Genomic DNA, 24747 nt, shown 5'->3' on the forward strand with positions numbered 1-24747 from the left:
CAATAGTAGACCTTTTTGTGCAGCGCACGAATGGTCTTATATAAGATAGATGACTAATATATTTACATTAAAAATCAAGGAGTTGGGTTGGACTTTCCATCATGCGGAAGCATCTTCCTCCGCATGAAAAAGCGCGATGCTGCGCCACCACATCGGTTTCCGCGATGTGAAACGCATTTCCCGCATGATGAGAAATTGCTCAGGCCAGTTTTTGCTGCGCCACCACAATGCCGTCGGCGTCGGCGTAGATCCAGTCGCCCGGGTTGACGGCCACGCCGGTGATATGCACGCGCAGGTTGCGCTCGCCGGTGCCCTTCTTGCCGCTCTTTTGCGGATGGGCGCCCAGCGCGCGCACGCCGATCTCGCAGGCGTTGATTTCGTCGGTGTCGCGGACGCAGCCGTCGACCACGATGCCGGCCCAGCCGTTATCCTGGGCCAGCAAGCCCAACTGTCCACCGACCAGCGCCCGCCGCAGGCTGCCGCCGCCGTCGATGACCAGCACGTTGCCCTCGCCCGGCGTCTCCAGCACCGCGCGCACCAGCGCGTTATCCTCGTGCACCTTGAGCGTGGTGACGCGTCCGAAGAAGCGCACGTGCTTGCCGAACTGCCGGAACACCGGCGGCAAGACGGCCAACCGTCCATCCTCCAGCAAGGTGGGATTGTCGTCGCACAAATCGGTGGTGGCAAAGCTCATCGTCCTACCTCGCGGCTGATTGGGATGACGGCAATTCTATGCTGTTTTGGGGACGCCGGCCACGCGGCTGTTGTTGCCGACGCCTATCGTGGTGAAGATCACCAGCACCTGGAACAGCGCGATGCAGACGAACACCCCGGCCGGATGGTTGGCATCCATCAGCGCGCCGAACAGCAACGGACCCAGCGCCAGCCCGCTGTCCAGACCGGAATAGACGACGCCGAACACGCGCCCGGTGGCGTTGGCCGGGGCCGCGCCGCGTATCATCAGATCGCGCGACGGCCCGGCGATGCCGGTAACCAGGCCGATCAAGCCCATCAACACAATCGCCATCCACGCCGGCACCACGGCGGCGGCGAGCACCAGCGCCAGCAGGGCCGCGCCGGCGAACGCCAGCATGATGATGCGGTCGTGGTGGCGGCTGCCGGCGCCGAGGAAGCCGCCGTACAGCATGCCGACGGCCGACGCGAACATAAAGCAGGTATAGGCCGACGTCGCCCATTGCAGCGACATGCCGTACAAGCTCACCAGGCTGGTGGCGGCGAAGGTCTGGATGCCGGCCAGCGCCACGGCCGAGATCAGAAAGAAGCCAAAGCACATCCACACCACCTTCAGCCGCAGGAAGTCGAGTGCGCCGGCCGGCGCGGGGCCGCCGACGATGACGACCGCGGGCGCGGCGACCGGGTCGGGACGCAGCGCGTGGCGGTTCCACAGCAGCAGCGCCAGCACGCCCAGCGGCAGCAGCGCGGCGCCCAGCAAGGCCGTGCGCCAGTCGGTGCGGGCCGCAACAAAAGTGAGGAACAACGGCGACAGCGCCCAGCCGATATTGCCGCTGATGCCGTGCACCGAAAAGCCGTGCGTCAGCCGCGCCCTGGACACGCGCTGGTTGAGCAAGGTGTAATCGGCCGGATGGAACACGCAGTTGCCGCAGCCGGCCAGGAAGGCGCCGGCCATCAGCTGGGCGTAGCTGTGCGCGCCGGCCAGCACCAGCGCCGACAGCCCCAGCAGCGCGATGCCGCTGAACAGCACGGCGCGGGCGCCGAAGCGGTCGACCACGAAGCCGGCCATGGCCTGGCCGACGCCGGAGACCGCGAAAAACACCGTCATCAGCAAGCCGAGCTGGGCGTAACTGAGGTGGAACTCCGGCTTGAGCCACGGGATCAGCGCGGCCAGGATCACGTGGTAGAAGTGGGACGTGCCGTGGGCCAGCCCCACCAGCGAGATCACTTGGGCGTCCTGCCGCAGCAGTGTTTTGTCGGTCATCCTGTTTCTCCATATGGCGTGGTGACCAAGTGTAGCAATCCGCGGCAGTCTGATTTAAGATAGAGAGACAACTTTTATCGCGTTTACGCCATCCGCCCGAATTCATGCCCATCCCTATCGTCACGCACACGCAATTCGACTGGAATTGCGACTACCCGACGCCGGAGCGCCCATTGACGATGTCGGGACGCGACCTGCCGGCCGACGCCCACCTGCTGCCGCATCACCATCCGTGGGGCCAGTTCACCTACGCGATGCAAGGCGTGATGCGGGTGACGGCCAACAACAGCAGCTGGATCGTGCCACCGCAGCGGGCGATATGGATCGCGCCGGACGTGGTGCACGCGGTCACGGTGCTGGAGCCGACCCGCCTGCGGCCGTTGTGCGTGCACGCGGACCGCTCGCCGTTTCCGGGCAACGAGTGCAAGGTGGTCGAGGTTTCGAGCCTGCTGCGCGAACTGATCGCCGCACTGGAGCAGCACGACCAGCACGAGCAATCGGCGCGGGAGCGCTTGTTGGGGGAGATGATCCTGGATGAATTGCCGCGCTGCGCGGTGCGGCCGATCCGCGTGCCGCTGCCGGCCGACAAACGTCTGAAGTCGCTGTGCGACGCGCTGATCGCCGATCCGGGCGCGGAGCTGACCTTGCAGCAGTGGGCCGGCCACGTGGGCGCATCGGACCGCACGCTAACGCGGCTGTTCGAGCGGGAGTTGGGAATGAGTTTCGTGCAGTGGCGCCGGCAGGTGCGGCTGGCGCATGCCGCGCCGTTGATCGCGCGCGGCATGCCGTTGTCGCAGGTGGCGGCGGAGTTGGGCTACGCCAGCCAGTCGGCGTTTTCGGCGATGTTCAAAAAAACCTTCGGCAACAGCCCGTCGGCGTTTTTCGAGCAGCGATAACGAGCGGGAACCGTTCAACCCGCACGGCGGCGAACAGGGGTCGTACCCCGCACGGGGTACGACCCCGACCTTTTCGGGTTACCGCCCCGCCCAATCAGGCGCGGAACGCCAGCTCGCCGTTCTCGACGTCGACGTGAATCGTGTCCTTCGGCCCGAACCGCCCCTGCAGGATCAGCTTGGACAGCGGATTTTCGATCTGCTGCTGGATCGCCCGCTTCAACGGCCGCGCGCCATACACCGGATCGTAACCCGCCTCGGCGATCTTGTGCAGCGCCGCGTCGGTGATCGACAAGGTCATCTCCATCTTGGCCAGGCGCTGCTCCAGGATCGACAACTGGATTTTGGCGATGGCGCCGATGTTCTTCTCATCGAGGCCATGGAACACGACGATTTCGTCGATCCGGTTGATGAACTCCGGCCGGAAGTGCGACCGCACCTCCGCCATCACCGCCAGCTTGACCACGCCGGGGTCGGACTCCTCCATCGCCTGGATCTTATGCGACCCAAGATTGGACGTCATGATGATGACGGTGTTCTTGAAGTCCACCGTGCGTCCCTGCCCGTCCGTCATGCGGCCGTCGTCGAGCGCCTGCAGCAGCACGTTGAACACGTCCGGATGCGCCTTCTCCACCTCGTCGAGCAGAATCACGCTGTACGGCTTGCGGCGCACCGCCTCGGTCAGATAGCCGCCCTCGTCGTAGCCCACATAGCCCGGCGGCGCGCCGATCAGGCGGGCCACCGAGTGCTTCTCCATGAATTCGCTCATGTCGATGCGGATCATCGATTCCTCGGTATCGAACAGGAAGCCCGCCAGCGCCTTCGACAGCTCGGTCTTGCCGACGCCCGTCGGCCCCAGGAACATGAACGAACCATACGGACGGTTCGGATCGGACAGCCCGGCGCGCGAACGGCGGATCGCGTCCGACACGGCGGCAATGGCCTCGTCCTGGCCGACCACGCGCTCGTGCAGCTTCTCTTCGATGTGCAGCAGCTTGTCGCGCTCACCCTGCATCATGCGCGAGACGGGGATGCCGGTCGCGCGCGAAACCACCTCGGCGATCTCCTCGGCGCCGACCTCGGTGCGCAGCAGCCGTTGCTTGGGCGGCGTGTTCTTCTCCAGCGACACGCCGTTGGCCGACGCCGTCTCGGCCTGCTTCAACTGCGCCTCCAGTTCCGGCAGGCGGCCGTATTGCAGCTCCGAGACGCGCTGCCAGTTGCTCTCGCGCGTGGCCTGCTCCATCTGCAGCTTGATGCGCTCGATCTCTTCCTTGATGTGGGTGCTGCCCTGCACCACCGCCTTCTCGGCCTTGAGGATCTCCTCGAAGTCGTTCAGCTCACGTTGCAGGCGCGCGATCTCCTCCTCGATCAGGTCCAGGCGGCGGCGCGAGCCCTCGTCCTTCTCCTTCTTGACGGCTTCCTTCTCGATCTTCAGCTGGATCAGGCGGCGTTCCAGCTTGTCCATCACCTCCGGCTTGGAATCGATCTCGATCTTGATCTTGGCCGCCGCCTCGTCGATCAAATCGATCGCCTTGTCGGGCAGGAAGCGGTCGGTGATGTAGCGGTGCGACAGCTCGGCCGCCGCGATGATGGCGGCGTCCGAAATGGCGACCTTATGGTGCAGCTCATACTTGTCCTGCAGGCCGCGCAGGATGGCGATGGTCGCCTCCACGGTCGGCTCGTCGACCAGGATCTTCTGGAAGCGGCGCTCCAGCGCGGCGTCCTTCTCGATGTATTTGCGGTATTCGTCGAGCGTGGTGGCGCCGACGCAATGGAGCTCGCCGCGCGCCAGCGCGGGCTTCAGCATATTACCGGCGTCCATCGCGCCCTCGGCCTTGCCGGCGCCGACCATCGTGTGCATCTCGTCGATGAAGACGATGGTCTGGCCCTCGTCCATCGCCAGCTCCTTGAGCACGGCCTTGAGGCGTTCCTCGAACTCGCCGCGGTACTTGGCGCCGGCGACCAGCGCCGCCATGTCGAGCGCCAGCACGCGCTTGCCCTTGAGCGAATCGGGCACCTCGTTGTTGACGATGCGCTGCGCCAGGCCTTCGACGATGGCGGTCTTGCCGACGCCCGGCTCACCGATCAGCACCGGGTTGTTCTTGCTGCGGCGTTGCAGCACCTGGATGGCGCGGCGGATTTCGTCGTCGCGGCCGATCACCGGATCGAGCTTGCCGGCGCGGGCGCGCTCGGTCAGGTCCAGCGTGTATTTTTTCAGCGCCTCGCGCTGGCCCTCGGCTTCCTGCGAGTCGACCTTGGCGCCGCCGCGGACGGTGTCGATGGCCGCCTCCAGCGATTTGCGCGACAGGCCGTTCTCGCGCGCCAGCTTGCCTGCGTCGGACTTGTCGTCGGCCAGCGCCAGCAGCACCATCTCGCTGGAGATGAACTGGTCGACGCGCTTCTGGGCCTCCTTGTCGGCCAGGTTGAGCACCGAGACCAGCTCGCGGCTGGCCTGGACGTCGCCGCCGGTGCCGGAGACCTTCGGCAAGCGGTCGAGCGAGGCCTTGAGGGCCTTGGTCAGGCCGCCGACGTTGACGCCGGCGCGCTGCAGCAGCGAACGGGCGCTGCCGTCGTCCTGGTTCAGCAGCGCGGTCAGCAGGTGCACCGGCTCGATGTACTGGTTGTCGTTGCCCACGGCCAGACTCTGCGAGTCCGACAAGGCTTCCTGGAGTTTGGTGGTGAGTTTATCTTGCCGCATGGAATTGCTCCGATATATTTAACTTATCGCTTAGATAGTGCTATATGGGCAGTTTTCAAGGGCTTGGTGGACGCGATGCCGAACCCGGCAGGGCGGGGTCGTACCCCGTACGGGGTACGACCCCTGGCGCCGAATTGCGGGTTGAACGTGTCGCGCTAGCGCCACTTATCCAACGCGGCATCGTCGCTGACGCGCGCATCGACCCACCGCGCCCCCTCCGGCGTCTGCTCCTTCTTCCAGAACGGCGCCTCGGTCTTCAAATAATCGATAATAAATTCACAAGCCGCGAACGCCTCGCCGCGATGCGCCGCCGTCGCCGCCACCAGCACGATCTGATCGAGCGGCTTGAGCGGCCCGACCCGGTGGATCACCAGCGCGCCGAAGGTCGGCCAGCGCCCCCTGGCCTGCTCGATGATGGCGGCGATCGACTGCTCGGTCATGCCCGGATAATGCTCCAGCTCCATCTCAGCCACCTCGGCGCCCTCGTTCAGATCGCGCACCACGCCGACGAACGTGACGATCGCGCCGATCTTCGGATTGGCCGCGCGCAGCCGCGCCACCTCGGCGCTCAGATCGAAATCCCCGGTCTGGATGCGGACTTCGTTCAAGCTCATGCCCGCTCCGACGCGCCGATGCGGCGGAACAGCTGCTCGATGCGGCTGGCGGTGCGGGCGTCGGCCAGGGCCGGCATCGCGCACAACTGCAGATACGCGGCGGCGGCCGTCAGCGGCTTCTGGCCCGACTTGAGCGACGATTGCAGCACTTCGACCTGCATTTTCAACCGCTCGCGCGCGAATTCGGCGCCGCTGTCGACGCCGGCGACGATCTCCAGCCGCAGTACCTCGTCCAGCAATCTGGCGCGGTTGCGCTCGAGCTGCTCGGCGTAGGCCGCGCGGTTGCCGTCCAGCGCGGCCAGACCAGCCGTGAAGCGCCCGTGCAGCGCGCGCTCGTACTCGGGCGCCAGCGGCGGCAGCGCGGCCCAGCGGGCCTGCCACCCGGCGGCGTCGGTGTTTTCCGCGCCGGCGGCGCCGCTGATGGCGCTCTCCAGCGCCTGGCACAGCCGCAGCTTGTCGCGCAGCGCGTTGGCCTGGGCGGCGCCGGCGCGGCGCTTGATCGCGTCCGCCTGCCCCTGCACGGCGGCCACGGCGCTCTGGTAGCGCTGCGCGATCTTGGCCTCGGCCGCGCGCGGCACGGTGCCGGAGGCGTTCCAGGCGGCGGCCGCGTCGCGCAGCGCCTTGGCGATGGCCGCCAGCTGCGCCTTGTCGTCGCCGCTGAAGGTGGCCGTTTCCAGCTCCTTGCAGATGGCCTCGCGCGCGTGCAGATGGGCCTTGCGCTCGTGGTCGGCCGCGTGGGCGGTTTCCTTGCGCTTCGCGAAAATGGCGTCGCACGCGGCGCGGAAACGCTGCCACAGCGCCTGCTCGACCTTGCGTTCGAGCGGCAGCGCCTTGGCCTGTTCCTGCCAGCGCTCCTGCAAACCGCGCAGCTTGTCGAGCGTGTGGCGGTCCGACGGCTGCAACTGCTCGGCTTCGGCGATCAGTTGCTCGCGCTTGGCCGTTTCGATCTTGCGCTGCTCCGACAGCGGCGCCAGCATCTGCGCCAGCGCCTTGTCGAAGGCCTGGTCGAGCTTGCGCTTTTCCTTGCGGTCGATGGTGCCCAGCCGGCCCCATACCTGGCGCAGGCGCTGGCCGGCGGCGGCGACGTTCTTCAGGTCGGCGTTGTCGCTGGCGGCGGCCGCCGCCATCGCATGGGTTTCGTCGATCAGCGCCTGCGCCTTGGCGGCGTTGGCGTGACGCTCCTCGGCCAGCTGCTTGAAGTGCGCCGCCGCCGGCGCGTAGGCCGTGGTGCAGGCGGTGTCGAACCGCTCCCACAGGCTCTTGGGCGCGTGGCCGGAGACGGTGTCGAGCGCCTTCCAGCGCTCGCGCATGCTGCCGACCTTCTTGGCCAGTTCGCTCATCGGCAAGCCCAGCGCCGGCAGTTCCTCGACCGCCTTGACCAGCTCTTCGCGCGAGACGTTGCCGCCCCAGCGCGCCCAGTCGCCCAAACGCTTGAGCTCGGCCCGGACGTGGTTCAGGCGGTCCGTCTGCGCCGGCGTCAGCCGGGTTTTGTGTTCTTTCAGCCACTTATCGTGCTCGGCGGCGGCGTGCAGCGAGCCTTGCTCGAGCGCCGCTTCCAGCGCGTCCAGCGTTTCGAGGAATTTCTTGTCGGTTTCCTTGGGCGGCTGCGCGGCCTTGGGCGGTTTCGGGCCCTTGGCGGGGTTGGCGTTGGCCGGCTTGGCCTGGCTTGACGGATCGGCCAGCGCGGCGGCCGGGGCGGCGTCGCCCGCGCCGCCGTCGCTCACGGCGGGTTCGGCCGAAGCCGAAGCCGAAGCAACCGGCGCCGCCGGCTGGACGGCGGCCGACAGCGCCGCGCGCGCCTGCTCCAGCGCCTGCGCGAAATCGCTCAGCAGGTGCTTGGGCAGCGCGTTGTGCTCGGGCGCGTCACGGTATTCGGCCAGCGCGGCCGTGTGGCGCTCCAGCGCCTGCGCCGCCTCGTCCGGCGCCAGGCCGGCGGCCGGCAGCTGGCGCACGGCGGCCATCGCATCGATGATGGCGCGCTGCAGCTCGACCTGCGCCTGCAGGCGGGCGGCCAGCGCGGCGCGGGCGGCGTCGTACGGCACGGCCAGCTCCGGCACGGCCGAGGTGATGTTCCATTGGCGATCGAGCTCGGCCACCTGGTTCGGCGTCAGCTTTTCGTCCTGCAACAGGCGGTTGGCGTGGTCGAGGCAGGCCTGGGCCTTTTGCAGCTCGGCCTGCTGGTAGCGGATGGCGTCGAGCCGGCCCTGCATCAGCTTGGCGACGCGGCGGTCGGTGTTGCGCATCGCTTGCTGCACCTGCTCCAGATAGGGTTGCGACTGCACATGCTCGGCGGCGGCCAGGCGCACGCCGGCGAATTCGCTGTGGAGGATCAGCTCGACGGCGGCGGCCTCATCGCCGGCCAGCGCGGCGGCGCGGCGCGCCTGCTCGTCGCGGCGGCTGGCCGACAAGGCGGCGGCGGCCTGCTCCGGGGCCGCCGGCGGGGTGGCGGCGGCGGCCGGCTGGTCGGTAGTGCGCTTAAAGATGAAATCGAACATGGTGCGCTATGTGATGGGGAAAACCACCATCATAGCAAAGCAGGGGGAAATTGCCCGAGGCGAGTGCTATTCGGCGGTTATTTCGTTATAACATCGTCCAGCGACCGCTGCCGGGCGTTATATAAGGGGGCCGCCGGCGCGGCGGCGTCGAGCGCCAACGCCGGCAATACCTGCAGGCCAGGGATGGCGATGCGGGCGTCGTCGGCCGCGGCGGGGGCCGCCAGCCGGCGCGCGGCGCCGGCCTGCGCCCTGGCTTGGGCCTTGGCGGCGACGGCCGGCGGCGCCTGGTCGCCCAGCACGACGCGCGAACGTTTCATTTCCTCCAAGTGCTTGTCATGCATCATCAGCTGGTTGGCGATGGAGAACCAGGTCTCCCCTCCTATCAGACCGCGCGCCATGGCAAACAGTTCCTGCTCCTCTTTTTCGAGCCGCTTGAGCAGCGAGGCGCAGCACGTTTCGATGCTGTCGCACACCTGCTCGACCTGGAAGTCGCGCGCGTCGGCCAGGATGCCCGCGCGCTCCTGCAAGGAGCGGATGGCGGCCAGCGCCGCCTGGTTCAAATGGTTGAGCTCGTCGAGCAGCTGGTCGGCGCGCTCGGTGGTTTCGCGCAGCGCCGGGATCAGGTACATCTCGGTCTTGCGCCAATAACAGGCCTGATACAGGCTGTTGAGGTTCTCGCACGCGTACTCCAGCTGGGACAGGGTTATGCTGTTCTGCTGCATCAGCGTCGAGCGCACATACTTTTGAAACGATAACAAACTGAGGCGAACGCTGGACTGTTCCACCGACAGCGCTACCAGGGTATATGTGGCCGTTAACATTCTTACTCCCAAGACTAAAGTTGCGCACACCCGGTCGGGCGGCAAGAGCGGAAGTGGAAAGTGTAAATAAACCCGACACGGACGCCTTGAGCTAGAACAAACCAGACCCCGCGTTTCATTTCATTGGGAACATCAAATATATATCAAGCCGACAACGAACACTATCGCAACGGCAGTTCCAGGCGCACCATTCCCGCTTCCGGATGCGCCGATACCACACCGCCGAATCGCCGCACCAGGTTTTGCACGCCGAGGTTCTCCGCCAGCGCGTCGCCGACGATGGCGCCGGTGCCCCGGCCGCGGAAGTAATCGACCAGCTTAGCGAACAGGATATGCCCCAGGCCGCGCCCTTTCAAGTCGGAGCGCACGATGATGGCGAATTCAGCGTGCTGATTGTCGGGGTCGGTGACGGCGCGCGCCACGCCCAGCGTCTCGGGCTGGCCGTCGGCGCCGTTGCGGGTGGCGATGAAGGCCATCGCGCGGTCGTAGTCGATCTGCGTCAGGCGCGCCAGCTGCGCCGGCGGCAGCTCGCGCATGGCCGAGAAAAAGCGCAGCCGCACGTCGTCCGGATCGAGCGCGTGGAAGAACACCTGGTGCTGCGGGCCGTCCTCCGGCCGGATCGGCCGCAGCAGGATGTGGCCGCCGTCCCAGGCGACCTCCTGCTCGAGCTCCTGCGGATACGGCCGGATCGCCAAGGTGCGCGCGCTGCGCGCCGCTGATTGCAGCCGCAGCCGCGCGCCCAGCGCCACCACCGCGCCGCCGATGGCCAGCAGCGGATTGAGGTCGAGCTCGGCAAGCTCGGGCAGCTCGGTCACCATGTCGGCCACCTGCACCAGGGTGCGCACGATGGCTTCGGCGTCGGCCGCCGTCTGGCCCTGCGCCAGCAGGCGCGCCACGCGGGTGCGCCCGACCATGTCGCGCGCCAGCACCATGTTCAGCGGCGGCAGGCCGGCGACGCGGTCGGCCGCGACCTCGGCGGCGATGCCGCCCTGGCCGAAGAACACCACCGGCCCGAACACCGGATCGGCGCCGATCTGGATGCGCGCCGCCGCCAGCGTGTGGCCGGCCAGCGCCGCCTGCGCCGGCGTCGCCAGCGCGATGCCGTAGGCCGCCAGCAGCGCGCGCGCGTCGTCGTCCGGCAGCTCGGTGCGCCCGGCCGCCAGCGCCGCCGTCACCAGCGCGCGCGCCGCCGCGCGCTCCGGCGCCGAGGTGCCCGGCTGGCCGGCCGGCACCTCCATCAACAGCTCCTGGTTGCGCCGGTACTGGGCGATCTGCACGAAGCCGTGCACCGCCTTCTCGGGCGTGTCGTAGGTGGGCAGGCCGGCGTCGGCGAAGACCTGGCGCGCGAACGTCACCGAACTGCCGCCGAGCCAGCACGACAGCACGTTCTTGCCGGCCGCGCGCATCAGCGGCGCCACCGCCTCGGCGATCAGCTGGCTCGACACCATCGCCGTCGGCGCGTGCAGGAACAGCAGCGCGTCGGCCTGCGGTTCGCGCAGCAGGGCCTCGACGGCGGCCGTGTAGCGCTCGACCGGCGCGTCGGCCAGCAGGTCGACCGGGTTGGCCGGCGGCGCGCCGGCCTTCGTCAGCTGCTTGAGCGTGTCGTCCGACAACGGCGCCAGGCGCGCGCCGCCACTGGCCAGCGCGTCGGCCGCGATCAGTCCCAGCCCGCCGCTGTTGGTCAGCACCGCCAGCCGCTCGCCGCGCTGCGGCCGGCGCCGCGCTAGGGTCTCGACGGCGTCGAACAAATCCTCGGTCGAGTACACCCGCAGCATGCCGGCGCGGCGGATCGCGGCGTCGAACACCAGGTCGGCGCCGGGGGCGGCGTCGCGCCCGACCTTGAGCACGATGACCGGCTTGCCGCGCGCGGCCAGCCGCCCGGCCGACATGAACTTACGCGCCGCGCCGAGCTGCTCGACGCACAGCAGGATCGCGTGGGTGGCGACGTCGGCGGCCAGATAGTCGAGCAGGTCGCCGAAATCGACGTCGGCGCCGCCGCCCATGGCGATGCAGCGCGAAAAGCCGATGCCGCGCAGCGCCGCCCAGTCCAGCACGGCCGCCGCCAGCGCCCCCGACTGCGAGACGAACGCCAGTTTGCCGGCGCCGGCCGGCAGGTGGTGGAAGCTGGCGTTCAGGCCGGCCGCCGGCGATTGCACGCCGAGGCTGCCCGGACCCAGGATGCGCAGCAGGTGCGGCCGGGCCGCGTTGAGCATCGCCTGGCGCAGGCTGTCGGCGTCGCGGCCGTCCATGGCGGTCATGACGATGGCGGCGCGGGTGCCGCGCGCGCCCAGTTCGGCGATCAGGCCGGGGACGGCCGCCGCCGGCGTGCAGAGGATGGCCAGCTCCGGCGCCGCCGGCAGCGCCGACACCCTGGCGTAGCACGGCATGCCGCGCAGCCGCGCGTACTTGGGATTGACCGGCCACAGCTGGCCGCCGCCGGCGCCGAACGTCCCCTCCACCAGGTTGTCGAGCACGCGCGTGCCGATGCGCTGCGGCTTTTCCGACGCGCCGATCACGGCCACCGAGCGCGGTTGAAACAATCGGTCGAGATTCCTGATGCTCATGCGGCGGTGCTCCGGGGTTGGGTGGTGGTGAGAGGCTTACCAGCGCGACGCGTGGTCCTCGGTCACGCCCATCATTTGCGTGACGATGCGCTTGGGCTGGTCCGGCGCGCTGCGCACCCAGCCGCTGAAGGTGCCGACCGGCTGCAGGTAGCGGCTCGCCGCCAGCAGCATCTTCTTGTTGTCGCGGCGCGCCCCCTCGGGCGTGAAGTACAGCTCCAGCAGGTCGTCCTCCGTGAAGATATGCCATTGCGACAGCGGGTCGCTGCTATCGTACAGGAAGTGCGCCGGCGCCAGCGCGTGGACGTCGCCATCGAGCCACAGCGCGTTCTCGTGGCCGCCGAAATAGCCGGCTTGCAGATTGAACCCCATCTCCAGCGTGTGCGCCGAGGCCCAGCGCCACGCGGTCTCGCGCGCCAGCAGGCCGTTCGAATAGTCGAAGCTGGCCACGCCGCCGGCCAGGTCGTACTCCTCGCGCCAAGTGCGCACCTCGCCGGTCAGCGGCATGCCGGACGACTTTTGCGTCGCGTGCGCCGAGCCGCGCGCCACCGGGCCGCTGGCCAGCAGCAGCGGCGACGCGCCCGGTCCGAAGGCGGCGTCGATCTCCAGGAAGTCGCAGCGCAGCGACAGCTCGTAGCGGCCGGCGCCGTCGCTGTCGAGGGCGATGCGGGTGCTGCCGGTTTCGAAGCGGCTCGAGCCGCCCGCGTGGTCGGCCAGCCGCGCCGCCCGGCCGGGCAGGCCGTCCTGCGAGAAGTTGGCCAGCATGTCGCCGTCGTCGCGGTCGAAGGCGTAGGCGAACGCGGTGGAAGCCCAGCCCAGGTCGACGATGGCGACGGCGCAAAACACCCGCTCGGTGCACAGCGCCACGTAATGCCAGCGCTTGTGGTGGAAGCGGCGCCACAGCCGCCCGCGCGCGTACGGCGCGGCCAGCCGGCTCCAGTCGATGGCGCCGGTCTGTCCGGCGTAGCGGCCGAACAGCGGCTGGCCGTCGGGACCGGGCAAGTTGGGGGGCGCGGCTGGCAAACTCATGCGGCAGCCGCGCGCGCGGGCGCAGCCAGCGGAGGGTGTGGCGGCGGGGTTGTCAATTCGGTCAAGGTTGTTCCTTCGCGCACACGCGCGGCATGGGCCAGCCGCTATTCTAATAAGGAAATCCCTACCACCTGTGAACGGAATGCGGTTTTTTTGCCGGTGCCGGCCGGAAACGGAATACAAACCAGATATTTCCGTGCAGAATATCCATCCATGGCGACCTGTTCCCGCATCCGCTGACTCGATGACCGCACTCAACCATAGCCCGACGCAAACGACGCTCCGCGCCCTGTATCGTTCGATGCCGCTGCCCGGCTTCGCGCTGTTGCTGCTTGCGTTCATGTGGTCGGCGGTGGTCTACCAGGTGCGCGAGGAAAAGCGCAGCGCGCACTTCGAGGCCGTGCTGCACAGCCAGTCGCTGGCGCACACGCTGGCCGAGCACGCCAACCACCTGCTGCGCCAGACCGACCACGCCACCTTGCTGTTCAAGCTCAAGTTCGAGGCGCCGGGCGCCCCGCCGCAGCTGGCCGACTTCACCGGCCCCAATGGCACGCTCGACACACTCTTGCCGACCAAGTTCGACCTGCCGTTCGCGCGCCTGGACGCGGCCGGCAAGGTGGTCGACCGCAGCAACGGTTATTTTCCGCCGGACTTGCGCGACCAGGCCTTCTTCCAGGGCCACGCCGCCAGCGCCGAGGACCGCGGCGTCGTCGCCACGCCGGTGGTCGAGCCGCGCACCGGCAAATGGCAGGTGCAGATCTCGCGCCGCCTCAACGGCCCGGGCGGCCGCTTCGCCGGCGTCATCCTGGCGCGGCTGGACCCGGCCGATCTGGTCGACGACTACGACCGCGTCAGCGTCGACACCGGCGGCGCGGTGATGCTGATCAGCCGCGACAACGGCATGGTCACCGCCCGCATCGACGAGCAGCTGGTGATCGGCGGCGACATCGACTTTCGCGTGCTCGCCGGCAGCGCCGCGCGCCCGGCCGACGAACTGGTGCTCAAGCGGCCGTTCGACGCCGTGCCCCGCATCTACGGCTACGCGGAGATGCCGCGCTACCTGCTGATGGCGGCGGTGGGCAACCCGGTCGCCAGCGCCATGGCCGGTTTCGCCAAACGGCGCATGCTGTACTACGGCGCGGTGACGGCGGCCTCGCTGCTGGTGCTGGCCGTGGTCGGGCTGTTGATGCGCCAGGCGCGGCGCCTGCGCAACAGCGCGCGCCTGGTCATCGAGGCCCAGCAGTTGTTGCGGGCGGCGTCCGACGCCAGCCTGGACGCGATGTATCTGCTCAAGGCGGTGCACGCGCCCGGCCCGGCGGGGGAAATCACCGACTTCGTCATCGCCGACCTGAACCAACACGCGGCGGCCCGGCTGGGCCGCGCCAGCAGCGAGCTCAAGGGCAAGGCGCTGCGCGAGGTGGCGCCCGAGCTGCACAGCAAGGGCCTGGTCGACCAGTTCCGGCAGGTGCTCGCCAGCGGCCAACCGCTCGAGGAGGAGGTCGAACTCGATGGCGCCGACGGCGCCGGCGAGCACTGGGTGCAGCGCCAGATCGTCGCCATCACCGACGGCGTGGCCGTGACCGTGCGCGACATCACCGCCCACAAGGAGGCCGAGCTGGCGATGCGCAAGAACCAGGCCGAGCTGGCCGCCGTCAACGACGCCTCGCCGCTCGGCCTGATCCGCGCCGACGCCACCGGCCATTGCACCTACGTCAACCGCACCTTCGAGTTCATCACCGGCCTGCGGCGCGAGGAGGCGCTGGGCGACGCCTGGATGCGCGCGGTCCACCCCGGCGACCGCGGCCTGCTCGAGAAGGCCTTGCGGCGCATGGTCAAAACCCGCCGCCCCTACCAGGGCACGCTGCGCTGCATCCATCCGGACGGCATGGTGATCTGGATCTCCTTCAAGGTCGCCGCGATGGTGGTCGACGGCCGAGTGTACGGCTATGCCGGCACGGTGGACGACATCACCCACGTGCGCAAATCGGTCATGGCGCTGCGCGAAAGCGAGGCGCGGCTGCGCACCATCACCGACACGCTGCCGGCGATGGTGGCCTACATCGACTACGAGGAGGTGTACCGCTTCCACAACATCGCCTACGAGCGCGAATTCAATCGCGGCGGCGTGCAGGTGCTGGGCAAGACCATCCGGCAGACGATGGGCGAGGCGCGCTACGCCGCGCTGGAGCCCTACATCCGGCGCGTGCTGGCCGGCGAGGCGCTGACCTTCGAGGAAGACGACAACAGCGGCGGCGTCGAGCGCACCTTCGAAGTCGATTACATCCCGCAGCGCGACGAGGACAACGTCACGGTGATGGGTTTCCACGTCATGCGGCAGGACGTGACGGCGCAAAAGCACGAAAAACAGCGGCTGCTCAAACTATCGCAGGTCGACGCGCTGACCGGCCTGACCAACCGCGCCGGCTTCCTGCAAAAGCTCCAGGAGGGCATGGCGGCCAGCCGCGAGAACGGCGGCTTGATGGCGGTGATGTACATGGACATCGACCGCTTCAAGCCGGTCAACGACACTTATGGCCACAGCGTCGGCGACGCGCTGCTGAAGATCTTCTCGGCGCGCCTGACGCACGCGATGCGCGCCAGCGACACCATCGCGCGTCTGGGCGGCGACGAATTCACCGTCATCATGGAGCGCATCCACCGCCCCGAAGACGCCGCCGCGCTGGCCGCCAAGATCGTCGGCGTGATGCGGGCCCCGTTCGATCTGGGCGGCACGGTCGTTTCGGTCTCGGCCAGCATCGGACTTGCCTATTACCAAGGCGAAGACATCACCCCGGCGGACCTGCTCAACCACGCCGACAAGCTGTTGTATGAAGCCAAGCAAGCCGGCCGCGACACCTTCCGCGCCGCCCCAACGGCCTGCGACATGAGAAAAACCGAGGAACCACGTAGGGCGGATTAGGCGGAACGCCGTAATCCGCCATGTCCGCGTCCCGCCGACGCCAGAACCCAGCATTTCTCAAGTCGTCCCCAGCCATCTTGCGCTATATTGCTGGTTTGCTGTTTCCACCACACACCACCCCATGCGCCTGCTGCACACATCCGACTGGCATCTCGGCCAATCCCTGCACAATTTCGAACGCCACTACGAGCACCAACGCTTCCTGGACTGGCTGCTCGACACCATCGTCGCCGAGCGGGCCGACGCGCTGCTGATCGCCGGCGACATCTTCGACAACGCCAACCCATCATCGGCGTCGCAAAAGCAGCTATACCGCTTCCTGCAGCGGGCCAGGGAACGCGTGCCGCACCTGAACCTGATCGTCATCGCCGGCAACCACGACTCGCCGGGCCGCCTGGAAGCCCCCGGCCCGCTGCTCGAAGCGCACGGCACGCGCGTGATCGGCGCCGTGCAGCGCGACGCCGACGGCGCCATCGACATCGACGCGCTGGTGCTGCCGCTGACGGCAAGCGACGGCGCGATCGCCGCATGGTGCCTGGCGGTGCCCTTCCTGCGCCCCGGCGACGTGCCCAGAATACCGGCCGACGGCGACAACCCCGCCGATCCCTACCTGGCCGGCATCGCCCTGCTCTACAAACAGGCGCTGGAACTGGCACAGGCCAAGCGCGGCGACGGCCAGGCCATCCTGGCGATGGGCCACTGCCACATGGTCGACGGCCAGATGTCGAACGACTCCGAACGGCGCATCGTCATCGGCGGCACCGAAATGCTGCCGGCCGGGATCTTCGACCCCGCCATCGCCTACGCCGCGCTGGGCCACCTGCATCTGGCGCAGGCGGTCGGCAAGCAGGACCACATCCGCTACTGCGGCAGCCCGATCCCGCTGTCGTTCGCGGAGGTCGGCTACACGCACCAGATCCTGCGCATCGACATCGACGGCGCCAAGGTCGGCGCGATCACGCCGATCCACGTGCCGCGCGCGGTGGAGCTGCTGCGCGTTCCCGCCAAGCCGGCGCCGCTGGCGCAGGTGCTGGAGGAACTGGCGGCGCTGGACGTGCCGGACGCCCCGCCCGACCAGCAACCGTTCCTGGAGGTGCGCGTGCGGCTCGACGCGCCCGAGCCGGGCCTGCGCGCGCGCATCGAGGCCGCGTTGGAGGGCAAGCCGGTGCGGCTGGCGAAGATCGAAACCTCCAGCGCCGCGCGCGCGACCTCCATCGACAGCGACATGATGACGCTCGACCGGCTGGAGCAGCTCAAGCCGGACGACATCTTCCGCCAGCTTTATCAGCAGCGCTTCGGCAACGACGCCCCCGCCGAACAACTGAGCGCCTTCGCGGAGTTGATGCTGCCATGAGAATCCTGAAAATCGGCGGCAAGAACCTGGCCTCGCTGGCAGGAGAATTCGGCGTGGACTTCGAACAGGAGCCGCTGGCCTCGACCGGCCTGTTCGCCATCAGCGGCCCGACCGGCGCCGGCAAGAGCACCCTGCTCGACGCGCTGTGCCTGGCCTTGTACGACGCCACCCCGCGCCTGCTCAAGGTCGCCGGCCGCAACTACCTGACCGACGTCGGCGCCGAAACCGTCTCCACGCAGGACACGCGCACCCTGCTGCGACGGGGCACCGCCGAGGGCTACGCGGAGGTCGATTTCGTCGGCAACGACGGCGCCTCGTACCGCGCGCGCTGGAGCGTGCGGCGCTCGCGCACCAAGGCCGAAGGCGCGTTGCAGCCGACGGCGATGAGCCTGCACCTGCTGCCGGCGCTGCAGCCGATCGGCGGCACCAAGACCGAGGTGAAGGCGGAGATCGAAAAGCGCATCGGCCTGTCGTTCGAGCAGTTCACGCGCGCCGTGCTGCTGGCGCAAAACGAGTTCTCGGCCTTCCTCAAATCCGAGGACAACGAACGCGGCGAGCTGCTCGAGACGCTGACCGGCAGCACCATCTACACCGAGATCTCGATGCGCGCCTTCGAGCGCGCCAAGCTGGAACAGCTGGCGCTGCAAAAGCTGAACGCGCGCCTGGCCGACCAAAAGCCGCTCGGCGGCGAGCAGCGCGGCGAACTGCAAGCGCAAAGCGCAACCGCCGGCGAGGCGCTGCAGGCGCTGGACCAGCGCAAGGCGGAGCTGGAGCAGGAACTGCGCTGGCACAAACAGGCGGAAAAGTTGAAGGATGACGAACTGGCCGCGCGGCAGGCCTGCGAGCTGGCCGCCGCCGACGTGCTGGCCGCCGCCCCGCAACGCGCAGCCCTCGCCCGCATCCTCGCGGTGCAGCCGGCGCGCCCGCTGGCCGACGACATCCGCCGCATCGACGCCGACATCGCCGCCGCGCAGGCCGGCATCGCCGCCGGCACCCAGGCGGCGGCCGACGCCGCGCTGGAGCTGGAACGCGCCGGCGCCGCGCACACGCAAGCGGCCGCGCAACTGCTGGAGGCGGAAAACGCCCAGCGCGCCGCCGCACCGCTGCTCGACCAGGCCAAGGCGCTGGACGCGCGCATCGAGGCCATGCTGCCGGCCTACCGCCAGGCGTCCGCCGCCTGCGAAAAGGCCGACCACGCCGACGCCGCCGCCAAGGCGGCGATGCAGTCCAAGCAGGACGAACGCCAGCGCCTGGACGCGCAGCACGCGGCCGGCCTCACCTGGCTGGGCCAGCACAAGCAATGGCAAACGCTGGCGCAATCGTGGGAGCGCTGGGACGTGCTGTTCGTGCAGGCCGGCCAAGCCGCGTCGCAGGCGGAAAAGCTGGGCAACGCCGCCGCCCGCGTCCAACGCAACGCCAAGGCCCATCGCGACGAGGAAGCCGACGCCAGCGCCAAACTGGCCACCTCCAGCGCCGTGCTGCAAACGCTGGAGGCGCGGCGCCAGGACGCCGCGCAGGCGCTGGCCGCCTTCTCCGCCGAGCAGTTGCAGGCCACGCGCAGCGGCTGGGAACAGCGCCGCGACCTGCTGGCCGGCGCAGAAAAGATCTGGATCGAGCTGGAAGCGCACCAGCAGCGCGGCGCGCGCATCGCGGCGCAGTCGGCGCAGCAGCGGCTGGCGATGGAAACGGCGGAACAGCAGCTGGCGGCGGCACGGCAGGAGAACATCGCCATCCTGGCCGCCTTCTCGCAGGCCGAACGCTCGCTGAAACTGGCGGAGGCGGCTTGCGCCGAGAACGTCGAATCGCTGCGGGCGTCGCTGGAAGATGACACCCCTTGTCCGGTGTGCGGCGCGCACGAACATCCATACCGCCATAACGACGGGCCGCTGCAAGCGATGCTCGGCGGGCTGCAGGCCGAGGTCTCGCGCTGCCGCCAGCAGATGGAGGCCAACGTCAATCAGCAGGCGGCACAACGCGCCACCGTCCAGGCCAGCCTGGAACAGCTGCAACTGCTGGCCACCGAAAGCCGCGGCGTGCAGCAGGCGCTGGAGAAGGCGGCCGCCGCGTGGGGCGCCCACCCGCTGGTGGCCGGCGACGACGACACGCGGGCGGAGCTGCCGCCGGAGCCCGAACGCACCGACTGGTTCACGGCCGAGCTGGAGGCGGCGCGCGCGGCGCTGCGGGCGGCCGAGCAACAGGAACGCGCGCTGCACGCCGCCCGCAATGCCCGCGACCAGGCGCAATCGGCCTGGGATGTGGCGTCGGCGGAGCACGCGCGTTTGCAGGGCGTGGCGTCGGGCGCGCAAACCGCCCTGGCGCTGGCCAACACCGAATACAAGGCCCTGGAGGACCAGCGCATCGAAGTGGCGCTGACGCTCAGCGCCCTGCTGTCCGACCTGGACGCGGCCTTCAGCGGCGGCGACATCCCCAGCGACGAATGGAAAGACGACTGGAAAACCGGCCCGGCCAGATTCCACGCGGCGCGCCAGGCCGAAAGCAAGCAATGGCTGGCGCAGCGCGCCGCCCACGACGAGCGCAATGCGGCCCTTTCCACCATCGACGTCGAACTCAAAGCGTTGAATGACGCCCTGGCCAGGACCGGCCACGACGCCCTCGCCGCCCGCGAGGCCTGGAACGCCGCCGACGCCGCGCTGCGCGCCATGCAGCAGCAACGCATGGAACTGTGGGACGGCAAGCCGGTGCGCGAAGTCGAACAGGCGCTCGGTGCCGCCATCGACGCCGCCAGGTCGCAGCTGTCCGCGCGCCAGCGGGCATTGGAACACGCCGCACAAGCCCGGACGCGCCAGGACGAGGCGCTGGCACAAGCCGGCCATCGACTGGCCGCGTTGCGCGCGTCCGCCACGGCCGCCGCCGATGGCCTGGCGCAGTGGCTGGCCGCGTTCCAGCAGCGCCAGCCCGACGCCGATCTGCGCGACCTCGAACAACTGCACGCGCTGCTCGCCCACACCGCCGAGGACATCGACGCGCGGCGCGCCGCGCTGCAAGCCATCGACCGCGCCGCCGACAACGCGACCACCGTTTTGCAGGAACGCCAGCGCCAGCGCGAACAGCATCGCCTGTCCGCGCCGCCAAGCAGCCTGCCGCCGGTGATGGAAGAAGCGTCCTCCGACGTACCCGATTCCCCGCTCGCCGCCCTCGCCACCGCCCTTAATGAACTGATGGCCGAACGCAAGGCGGCGCACGACCACGCCACCGCCCTGCAACTGGCGCTGGCGCAGGACGACGCCAAGCGCCGGCAATCGCAGGCGATGCTGGCGGAGATCGAAAAGCAGGAGGCGATCGAGCAGCGCTGGTCGCGCATGAGCGATTTGATCGGCTCGGCCGACGGCAAGAAATTCCGCAACTACGCGCAGCAGTTCACGCTGGACGTGCTGCTCGGCTACGCCAACGCCCACCTGAACCACCTCGCGCGGCGCTATCAGCTTGAACGGATCAACAATCCGGCCAGCCCCTCGCTGGCCCTGCTGGTGCGCGACCAGGACATGGGCGGCGAGATGCGCTCCGTGCATTCGCTGTCCGGCGGCGAATCGTTCCTGGTGTCGCTGGCGCTGGCGCTGGGACTGGCCTCGCTGTCGTCGAACCGGGTGCGGGTCGAATCGCTGTTCATCGACGAGGGCTTCGGCAGCCTGGATGCGGAAACGCTGCGCGTCGCCATGGATGCGCTGGACGGCTTGCAAGCCATGGGCCGCAAGGTTGGCGTCATCTCCCACGTGCAGGAGATGACGGAGCGGATCGCCACCAAGATCCTGGTGCGGCCGTCCGCCGGCGGCCGCAGCACGGTCAGCGTGATGTGAGTGTCATCGCTTGGGTGGCTCGCCGCGCTCCAGCTTCAATAACTCCCAGCCCAACTCGCGCCGGATCTGTTTCGGGTCCGGCGGCGGGCGCCGTTGTTCGATCTGTATCCGCAACCACTGGCGTACAGCCTCTTTGCTCGGTTGCTTCCTGTCTTCCATGGCATTTGCCTCTTGATGGAATGATCCCTGGTGAGACCATAACGCACGGCGCACAACGGTGTTGACGGCGAATTTGCAACCAATTGCGACAAATTTGCTATCATTAAAGCATCAGTCAGGAAGCGACCATCATGAGCATTGGCGCCATATCAACCAGCCCCGCGATCCAGCCGCCCGAGCGCGCAGCGTCGAAGGCCAGGCAGGACGCATCGGCGCCGGCCGCGCCCACGGGCGGCGCCTCCACCACCACGCTGACGCCGGAAGCCCTCAAACTGATCGACCAACTCAAAGCGCGCGACGCCGAAGTGCGCCAGCACGAGCAGGCGCACCTGGCGGCCGCCGGCGGCCTGGCCCTGTCCGGCGCCTCCTACACCTATCAGCGCGGCCCCAACGGCGTCAACTACGCTATCGGCGGCGAAGTGCAGATCGACACCTCGCCCGGCGCCACGCCCCAGGAGACCATCGCGCGCGCCGGCAAGATCCAGGCGGCGGCGCTGGCGCCGGCCGGCCCGTCCGGCGCCGACCGCGCGGTAGCGGCCCAAGCACAACAAATGGAAACCCAGGCCCGCGCGGAACTGGCGCAGCAAGACCAACCGGGTGCGTCGGAGCGCGTGCGCCGCGCTTATGGCAGCGAGCCGTCGTCCCAGCCGACGCTGGATGTCCACGCATAAGCGCGCGGACCGGATGATAAAATCCCGCCTTTGCCTCTCGCCTACGGATCAATCATGTTAAAAGCACCACGCACCCTCACCTTCAAATGCGCCAAATGCGCCAAGGCGGTACAAGTCCGCCTGCAAAAGGTATCGGCCTGCTCGCACATCCAGCCATACCTGGGCATTTGCGCATGCGGCGAAGTAAAGCACCACGCGATCGGCCAAAAAGACGCGGTAGCCTCGTACCTGGCCGCCCCCGAAGGCTGGACCCACCACCACTAATAAATAAGATGACGGTAAATTGGTCTAAACCACGTAGGGCGGATTAGCGCAGCGTAATCCGCCAAGCTCCACCCGCGGCCAACGATTACATTTAAAGCAACCCCTCAAGTTTCCCTGATCCCGACCGTTATAGAAGTATTATCAAACGGAAACTGCCATGTCCACTCTCTCCGCACTCGGCGCCCGTGCTTTGCCGGCGTCCTACCCTGCCGCCACTGCGCAAAACGACGGCAAGACCACCGGCGCGCCCGCCACGCAAAAGAGCACCAGCGCAGCTTCCTCGCCGCTTTCCCTATCCAGCGACGCGCTGGACATGCAAAAACGTGTCGCCTCGCTGGGCGGCGCCACCGTCGATTTCGCCCAAGACCTGATGAACAGCTTCACGCAGGCCCTGTTCGGCGACGCCGCCAAGGGCGCGACCATCGACTTCGACTCGGCCAGCCTGGAAACCTCGTCCAGCTTCGCGCTGGGCGTACAACAAAGCTCCGGCCCGAACGGCACCACCTCTTCGGCCGCCTTCAGCCTGACCGACAGCTCGCACTTCCTCGGCAAGGGCACGATCACCACCGCCGACGGCCGCAAGTTCGATTTCGAAGTCGAAGTCCAGTACGACTACCAGCTCGACGCCGCCGCCAGCCAGACCACCGGCGCGGCGCCGGCGTCCGACCGGATCTACAACCGGGCCGGCGAAAAAGCCAACGGCAAGGACAGCGGCAAGGCCGGCAACCAGCCGCAAACCATCGACCTGCCGACCGTGCAGCTACCGAATATCGACTTCGCCGGCACCCTGGCCGACCTGTTCCAGTTGATCGGCCGCGATCTGCACACGGCGCTGTCCACCGGCGGCGATAAAAGCAGCCAAATCGGCGGCGACGTCGACCGCAACGCGCTGCGCAGCCTCTCGCTGCGGCTGCTCAACCTGGTCGACAGCAAGGACGCCAACACCTACACCGCCCCGACCCCGGCCGACCAGGCCAAATCGGCCGCCGCGTACGGCGACCAGGCCGGCGCGGCCGACAAGGTGACCGGCGGCCCGTCCGGCGCCGTCGATCCGCAAGCCGAAGGCGCCAGTTCCGCCGCCGCGCCGGGCGTCGCCGACGACGACGGCAAAGGCGCCGCGACCGCCGCAAGCTGACCGCCAAGTATAATAAGCGCCTCAACACGCAAACGCCGGCAGGGATGAACCGCATCCCCGGCGTTTTTCGTGCTCGTTCCGATCCGCTTATTCCTACCGATTGCCCGACATGCCCGTACAAACTCCCGCTTCCCCGATTCCGCAGCAGATCCACTGGGAGGAAAACGGCGTGCAGTGCTCCGCGCGCTGGCGCTCCGAAGCCGGCATGCCGCCGCCCAAGCGCGTGATCATCGCCGACGACCGCACCAACGCCGATGTCGCCTACCGGCTGGCCTGCGAAGGCACCGCCCTGCTGTGGCGCGGCGACTTCCAGAACGCCCGCCAGCTGCTGCAGGCGCTGGCCCGGCGCGCCGACGTCAAGGGCAAGCCATCTAAAAAGGCCAAGCCGGCCAAGGCCCCGGCCACGCCGACCGAGGCGTTCCACCTGCACCGCCAGGCGCAGTCGCAGCGCGCCCGCACGCTGGCCATGCTGCTGATCCCCTTCGAGGACGGCTACACCATTCCGCTGCGCCGCGCGCCGGACGTGCAATTGGCCTGCAACGAAGCCTACGGCCGCTTCGAGCAACCGTTCATCGCCTCGCTGCGCGAACTGCTTGGCCTGATCGGCGCCCACGAATGGCGCCGCACCGGCGTCGAGATTGCGGCGCTGGACGCGCGCATCCACCCGCACTACGGCGTGTTCTCGCCGGTGCGCGGCGAATACGTCGAGCTGGTGGCCAACACCCCGCTGCCGGCCGGCGTCAAGCTGGCCTACGACATCGGCGCCGGCACCGGCGTGCTGTCGGCGGTGCTGGCCAAGCGTGGCGTGGCCCGCGTGATCGCCACCGACCAGGACCCGCGCGCGCTCAGCTGCGCGCGCGAAAACCTGGCCCGCCTCGATCTGGACGGCCAGGTCGAACTGCTGCAAACGGACCTGTTCCCCGACGGCCGCGCGCCGCTGGTCGTGTGCAACCCGCCTTGGGTGCCGGCACGGCCGAGCTCGCCAATCGAACACGCCGTCTACGATCCGGACAGCCGCATGCTGCGCGGCTTCCTGGCCGGCATGGCCGATCACCTGACGCCCGGCGGCGAAGGCTGGCTGATCCTGTCCGACCTGGCCGAGCACCTGGGCCTGCGTCCGCGCGACGAGCTGATGGGGTGGATCGCCGCCGCCGGCCTCAAGGTGCTCGAGCGCCACGACGTGCGCCCGACCCATCCGCGCGCCGCCGACGCCACCGACCCGCTGCACGCGGCCCGCGCCGCCGAGGTCACCTCGCTGTGGCGCCTGGCCGCCGCGTAAGCACGCGTTGAGGTGGATCAAACGGCCATCGCGCGCCGTTTGACTTGCGATAAGGCACGGCGCAAGCTTTTCGGCTGAGTCA

16 protein-coding genes are annotated in these 24747 nt (G+C 68.6%); 8 read left to right on the top strand and 8 right to left on the bottom strand.

Features of this window, described 5'->3' with window-relative positions:
- Window positions 1–199 precede the first annotated feature (199 nt).
- Window positions 200–694 (bottom strand): ribonuclease E activity regulator RraA, encoded by a 495-nt coding sequence (gene rraA / locus JOD97_RS08235; RefSeq protein ID WP_209715103.1) that lies wholly within the window; start codon window positions 692–694, stop codon window positions 200–202.
- Window positions 695–730: 36 nt separating this feature from the next.
- Window positions 731–1957 carry an MFS transporter gene (locus JOD97_RS08240; protein ID WP_209715107.1) on the bottom strand — a complete coding sequence of 409 codons (1227 nt, stop codon included), beginning with the start codon at window positions 1955–1957 and terminating at the stop codon, window positions 731–733.
- Between the two features lie 104 nt (window positions 1958–2061).
- Between JOD97_RS08240 and JOD97_RS08245 the strand changes: the two genes are divergently transcribed.
- A complete protein-coding gene (locus tag JOD97_RS08245) occupies window positions 2062–2853 on the top strand; it encodes a helix-turn-helix transcriptional regulator (RefSeq protein WP_209715109.1) in 792 nt (263 codons plus the stop codon).
- Window positions 2854–2947: 94 nt separating this feature from the next.
- On the opposite strand, the gene clpB is transcribed toward JOD97_RS08245, so the two are convergent.
- The 6 genes from clpB to JOD97_RS08275 form a co-directional block, all read right to left on the bottom strand.
- Complete coding sequence (gene clpB, locus JOD97_RS08250; protein ID WP_209715113.1) at window positions 2948–5548, bottom strand: ATP-dependent chaperone ClpB; 2601 nt, start codon at window positions 5546–5548, stop codon at window positions 2948–2950.
- 155 nt (window positions 5549–5703) lie between these two features.
- Window positions 5704–6162 (bottom strand): molybdenum cofactor biosynthesis protein MoaE, encoded by a 459-nt coding sequence (locus tag JOD97_RS08255; RefSeq protein ID WP_209715115.1) that lies wholly within the window; start codon window positions 6160–6162, stop codon window positions 5704–5706.
- A complete protein-coding gene (locus JOD97_RS08260) occupies window positions 6159–8657 on the bottom strand; it encodes a DUF349 domain-containing protein (RefSeq protein ID WP_209715118.1) in 2499 nt (832 codons plus the stop codon). The genes JOD97_RS08255 and JOD97_RS08260 overlap by 4 nt, the downstream gene beginning before the upstream one ends.
- Before the next feature lie 77 nt (window positions 8658–8734).
- A complete protein-coding gene (locus JOD97_RS08265) occupies window positions 8735–9478 on the bottom strand; it encodes a hypothetical protein (RefSeq protein ID WP_229264232.1) in 744 nt (247 codons plus the stop codon).
- A 161-nt stretch (window positions 9479–9639) separates the two neighbouring features.
- Window positions 9640–12042, bottom strand: coding sequence for a bifunctional acetate--CoA ligase family protein/GNAT family N-acetyltransferase (locus JOD97_RS08270; protein ID WP_209715121.1), 2403 nt, complete (start codon window positions 12040–12042; stop codon window positions 9640–9642).
- A gap of 36 nt (window positions 12043–12078) precedes the next feature.
- Window positions 12079–13068 carry a DUF2804 domain-containing protein gene (locus JOD97_RS08275; RefSeq protein ID WP_209715124.1) on the bottom strand — a complete coding sequence of 330 codons (990 nt, stop codon included), beginning with the start codon at window positions 13066–13068 and terminating at the stop codon, window positions 12079–12081.
- A gap of 244 nt (window positions 13069–13312) precedes the next feature.
- Here JOD97_RS08275 and JOD97_RS08280 point away from each other — a divergent pair, with 244 nt between their 5' ends.
- The 7 genes from JOD97_RS08280 to JOD97_RS08310 all read left to right on the top strand — a co-directional run bounded on the left by JOD97_RS08280 (window position 13313) and on the right by JOD97_RS08310 (window position 24665).
- Window positions 13313–15988 carry a diguanylate cyclase domain-containing protein gene (locus tag JOD97_RS08280; RefSeq protein ID WP_209715127.1) on the top strand — a complete coding sequence of 892 codons (2676 nt, stop codon included), beginning with the start codon at window positions 13313–13315 and terminating at the stop codon, window positions 15986–15988.
- A gap of 121 nt (window positions 15989–16109) precedes the next feature.
- Entirely contained in the window at window positions 16110–17342 is a 1233-nt protein-coding gene (locus JOD97_RS08285; protein WP_209715130.1) for an exonuclease SbcCD subunit D C-terminal domain-containing protein, read from the top strand.
- The gene (locus tag JOD97_RS08290) at window positions 17339–21157 is read left to right on the top strand and encodes an AAA family ATPase (protein ID WP_209715133.1); all 3819 of its coding nucleotides are present in this window, start codon (window positions 17339–17341) and stop codon (window positions 21155–21157) included. The genes JOD97_RS08285 and JOD97_RS08290 overlap by 4 nt, the downstream gene beginning before the upstream one ends.
- A 290-nt stretch (window positions 21158–21447) precedes the next feature.
- Window positions 21448–21987: a putative metalloprotease CJM1_0395 family protein gene (locus JOD97_RS08295; RefSeq protein ID WP_209715136.1), complete on the top strand. Its 540-nt coding sequence runs from the start codon at window positions 21448–21450 to the stop codon at window positions 21985–21987.
- Between the two features lie 54 nt (window positions 21988–22041).
- On the top strand, window positions 22042–22251 hold the full coding sequence (locus JOD97_RS08300; RefSeq protein ID WP_008449977.1) for a hypothetical protein: 210 nt from the start codon (window positions 22042–22044) through the stop codon (window positions 22249–22251).
- Window positions 22252–22408: 157 nt separating this feature from the next.
- The gene (locus JOD97_RS08305) at window positions 22409–23386 is read left to right on the top strand and encodes a hypothetical protein (RefSeq protein WP_229264233.1); all 978 of its coding nucleotides are present in this window, start codon (window positions 22409–22411) and stop codon (window positions 23384–23386) included.
- Between the two features lie 109 nt (window positions 23387–23495).
- Window positions 23496–24665, top strand: a complete 1170-nt coding sequence (locus JOD97_RS08310; protein WP_209715139.1) for a class I SAM-dependent methyltransferase — start codon at window positions 23496–23498, stop codon at window positions 24663–24665.
- Window positions 24666–24747 lie beyond the last annotated feature (82 nt).

Origin of the sequence: Duganella sp. 1411 (genome assembly GCF_017833525.1) — a bacterium.
GTDB lineage: Bacteria > Pseudomonadota > Gammaproteobacteria > Burkholderiales > Burkholderiaceae_D > Rugamonas.

Coding starts and splice junctions, on each gene's coding strand:
- rraA (WP_209715103.1), bottom strand. CDS start 694: ATGAGCTTTGCCACCACCGATTTGTGCGACGACAATCCCACCTTGCTG.
- JOD97_RS08240 (WP_209715107.1), bottom strand. CDS start 1,957: ATGACCGACAAAACACTGCTGCGGCAGGACGCCCAAGTGATCTCGCTG.
- JOD97_RS08245 (WP_209715109.1), top strand. CDS start 2,062: ATGCCCATCCCTATCGTCACGCACACGCAATTCGACTGGAATTGCGAC.
- clpB (WP_209715113.1), bottom strand. CDS start 5,548: ATGCGGCAAGATAAACTCACCACCAAACTCCAGGAAGCCTTGTCGGAC.
- JOD97_RS08255 (WP_209715115.1), bottom strand. CDS start 6,162: ATGAGCTTGAACGAAGTCCGCATCCAGACCGGGGATTTCGATCTGAGC.
- JOD97_RS08260 (WP_209715118.1), bottom strand. CDS start 8,657: ATGTTCGATTTCATCTTTAAGCGCACTACCGACCAGCCGGCCGCCGCC.
- JOD97_RS08265 (WP_229264232.1), bottom strand. CDS start 9,478: ATGTTAACGGCCACATATACCCTGGTAGCGCTGTCGGTGGAACAGTCC.
- JOD97_RS08270 (WP_209715121.1), bottom strand. CDS start 12,042: ATGAGCATCAGGAATCTCGACCGATTGTTTCAACCGCGCTCGGTGGCC.
- JOD97_RS08275 (WP_209715124.1), bottom strand. CDS start 13,068: ATGAGTTTGCCAGCCGCGCCCCCCAACTTGCCCGGTCCCGACGGCCAG.
- JOD97_RS08280 (WP_209715127.1), top strand. CDS start 13,313: ATGACCGCACTCAACCATAGCCCGACGCAAACGACGCTCCGCGCCCTG.
- JOD97_RS08285 (WP_209715130.1), top strand. CDS start 16,110: ATGCGCCTGCTGCACACATCCGACTGGCATCTCGGCCAATCCCTGCAC.
- JOD97_RS08290 (WP_209715133.1), top strand. CDS start 17,339: ATGAGAATCCTGAAAATCGGCGGCAAGAACCTGGCCTCGCTGGCAGGA.
- JOD97_RS08295 (WP_209715136.1), top strand. CDS start 21,448: ATGAGCATTGGCGCCATATCAACCAGCCCCGCGATCCAGCCGCCCGAG.
- JOD97_RS08300 (WP_008449977.1), top strand. CDS start 22,042: ATGTTAAAAGCACCACGCACCCTCACCTTCAAATGCGCCAAATGCGCC.
- JOD97_RS08305 (WP_229264233.1), top strand. CDS start 22,409: ATGTCCACTCTCTCCGCACTCGGCGCCCGTGCTTTGCCGGCGTCCTAC.
- JOD97_RS08310 (WP_209715139.1), top strand. CDS start 23,496: ATGCCCGTACAAACTCCCGCTTCCCCGATTCCGCAGCAGATCCACTGG.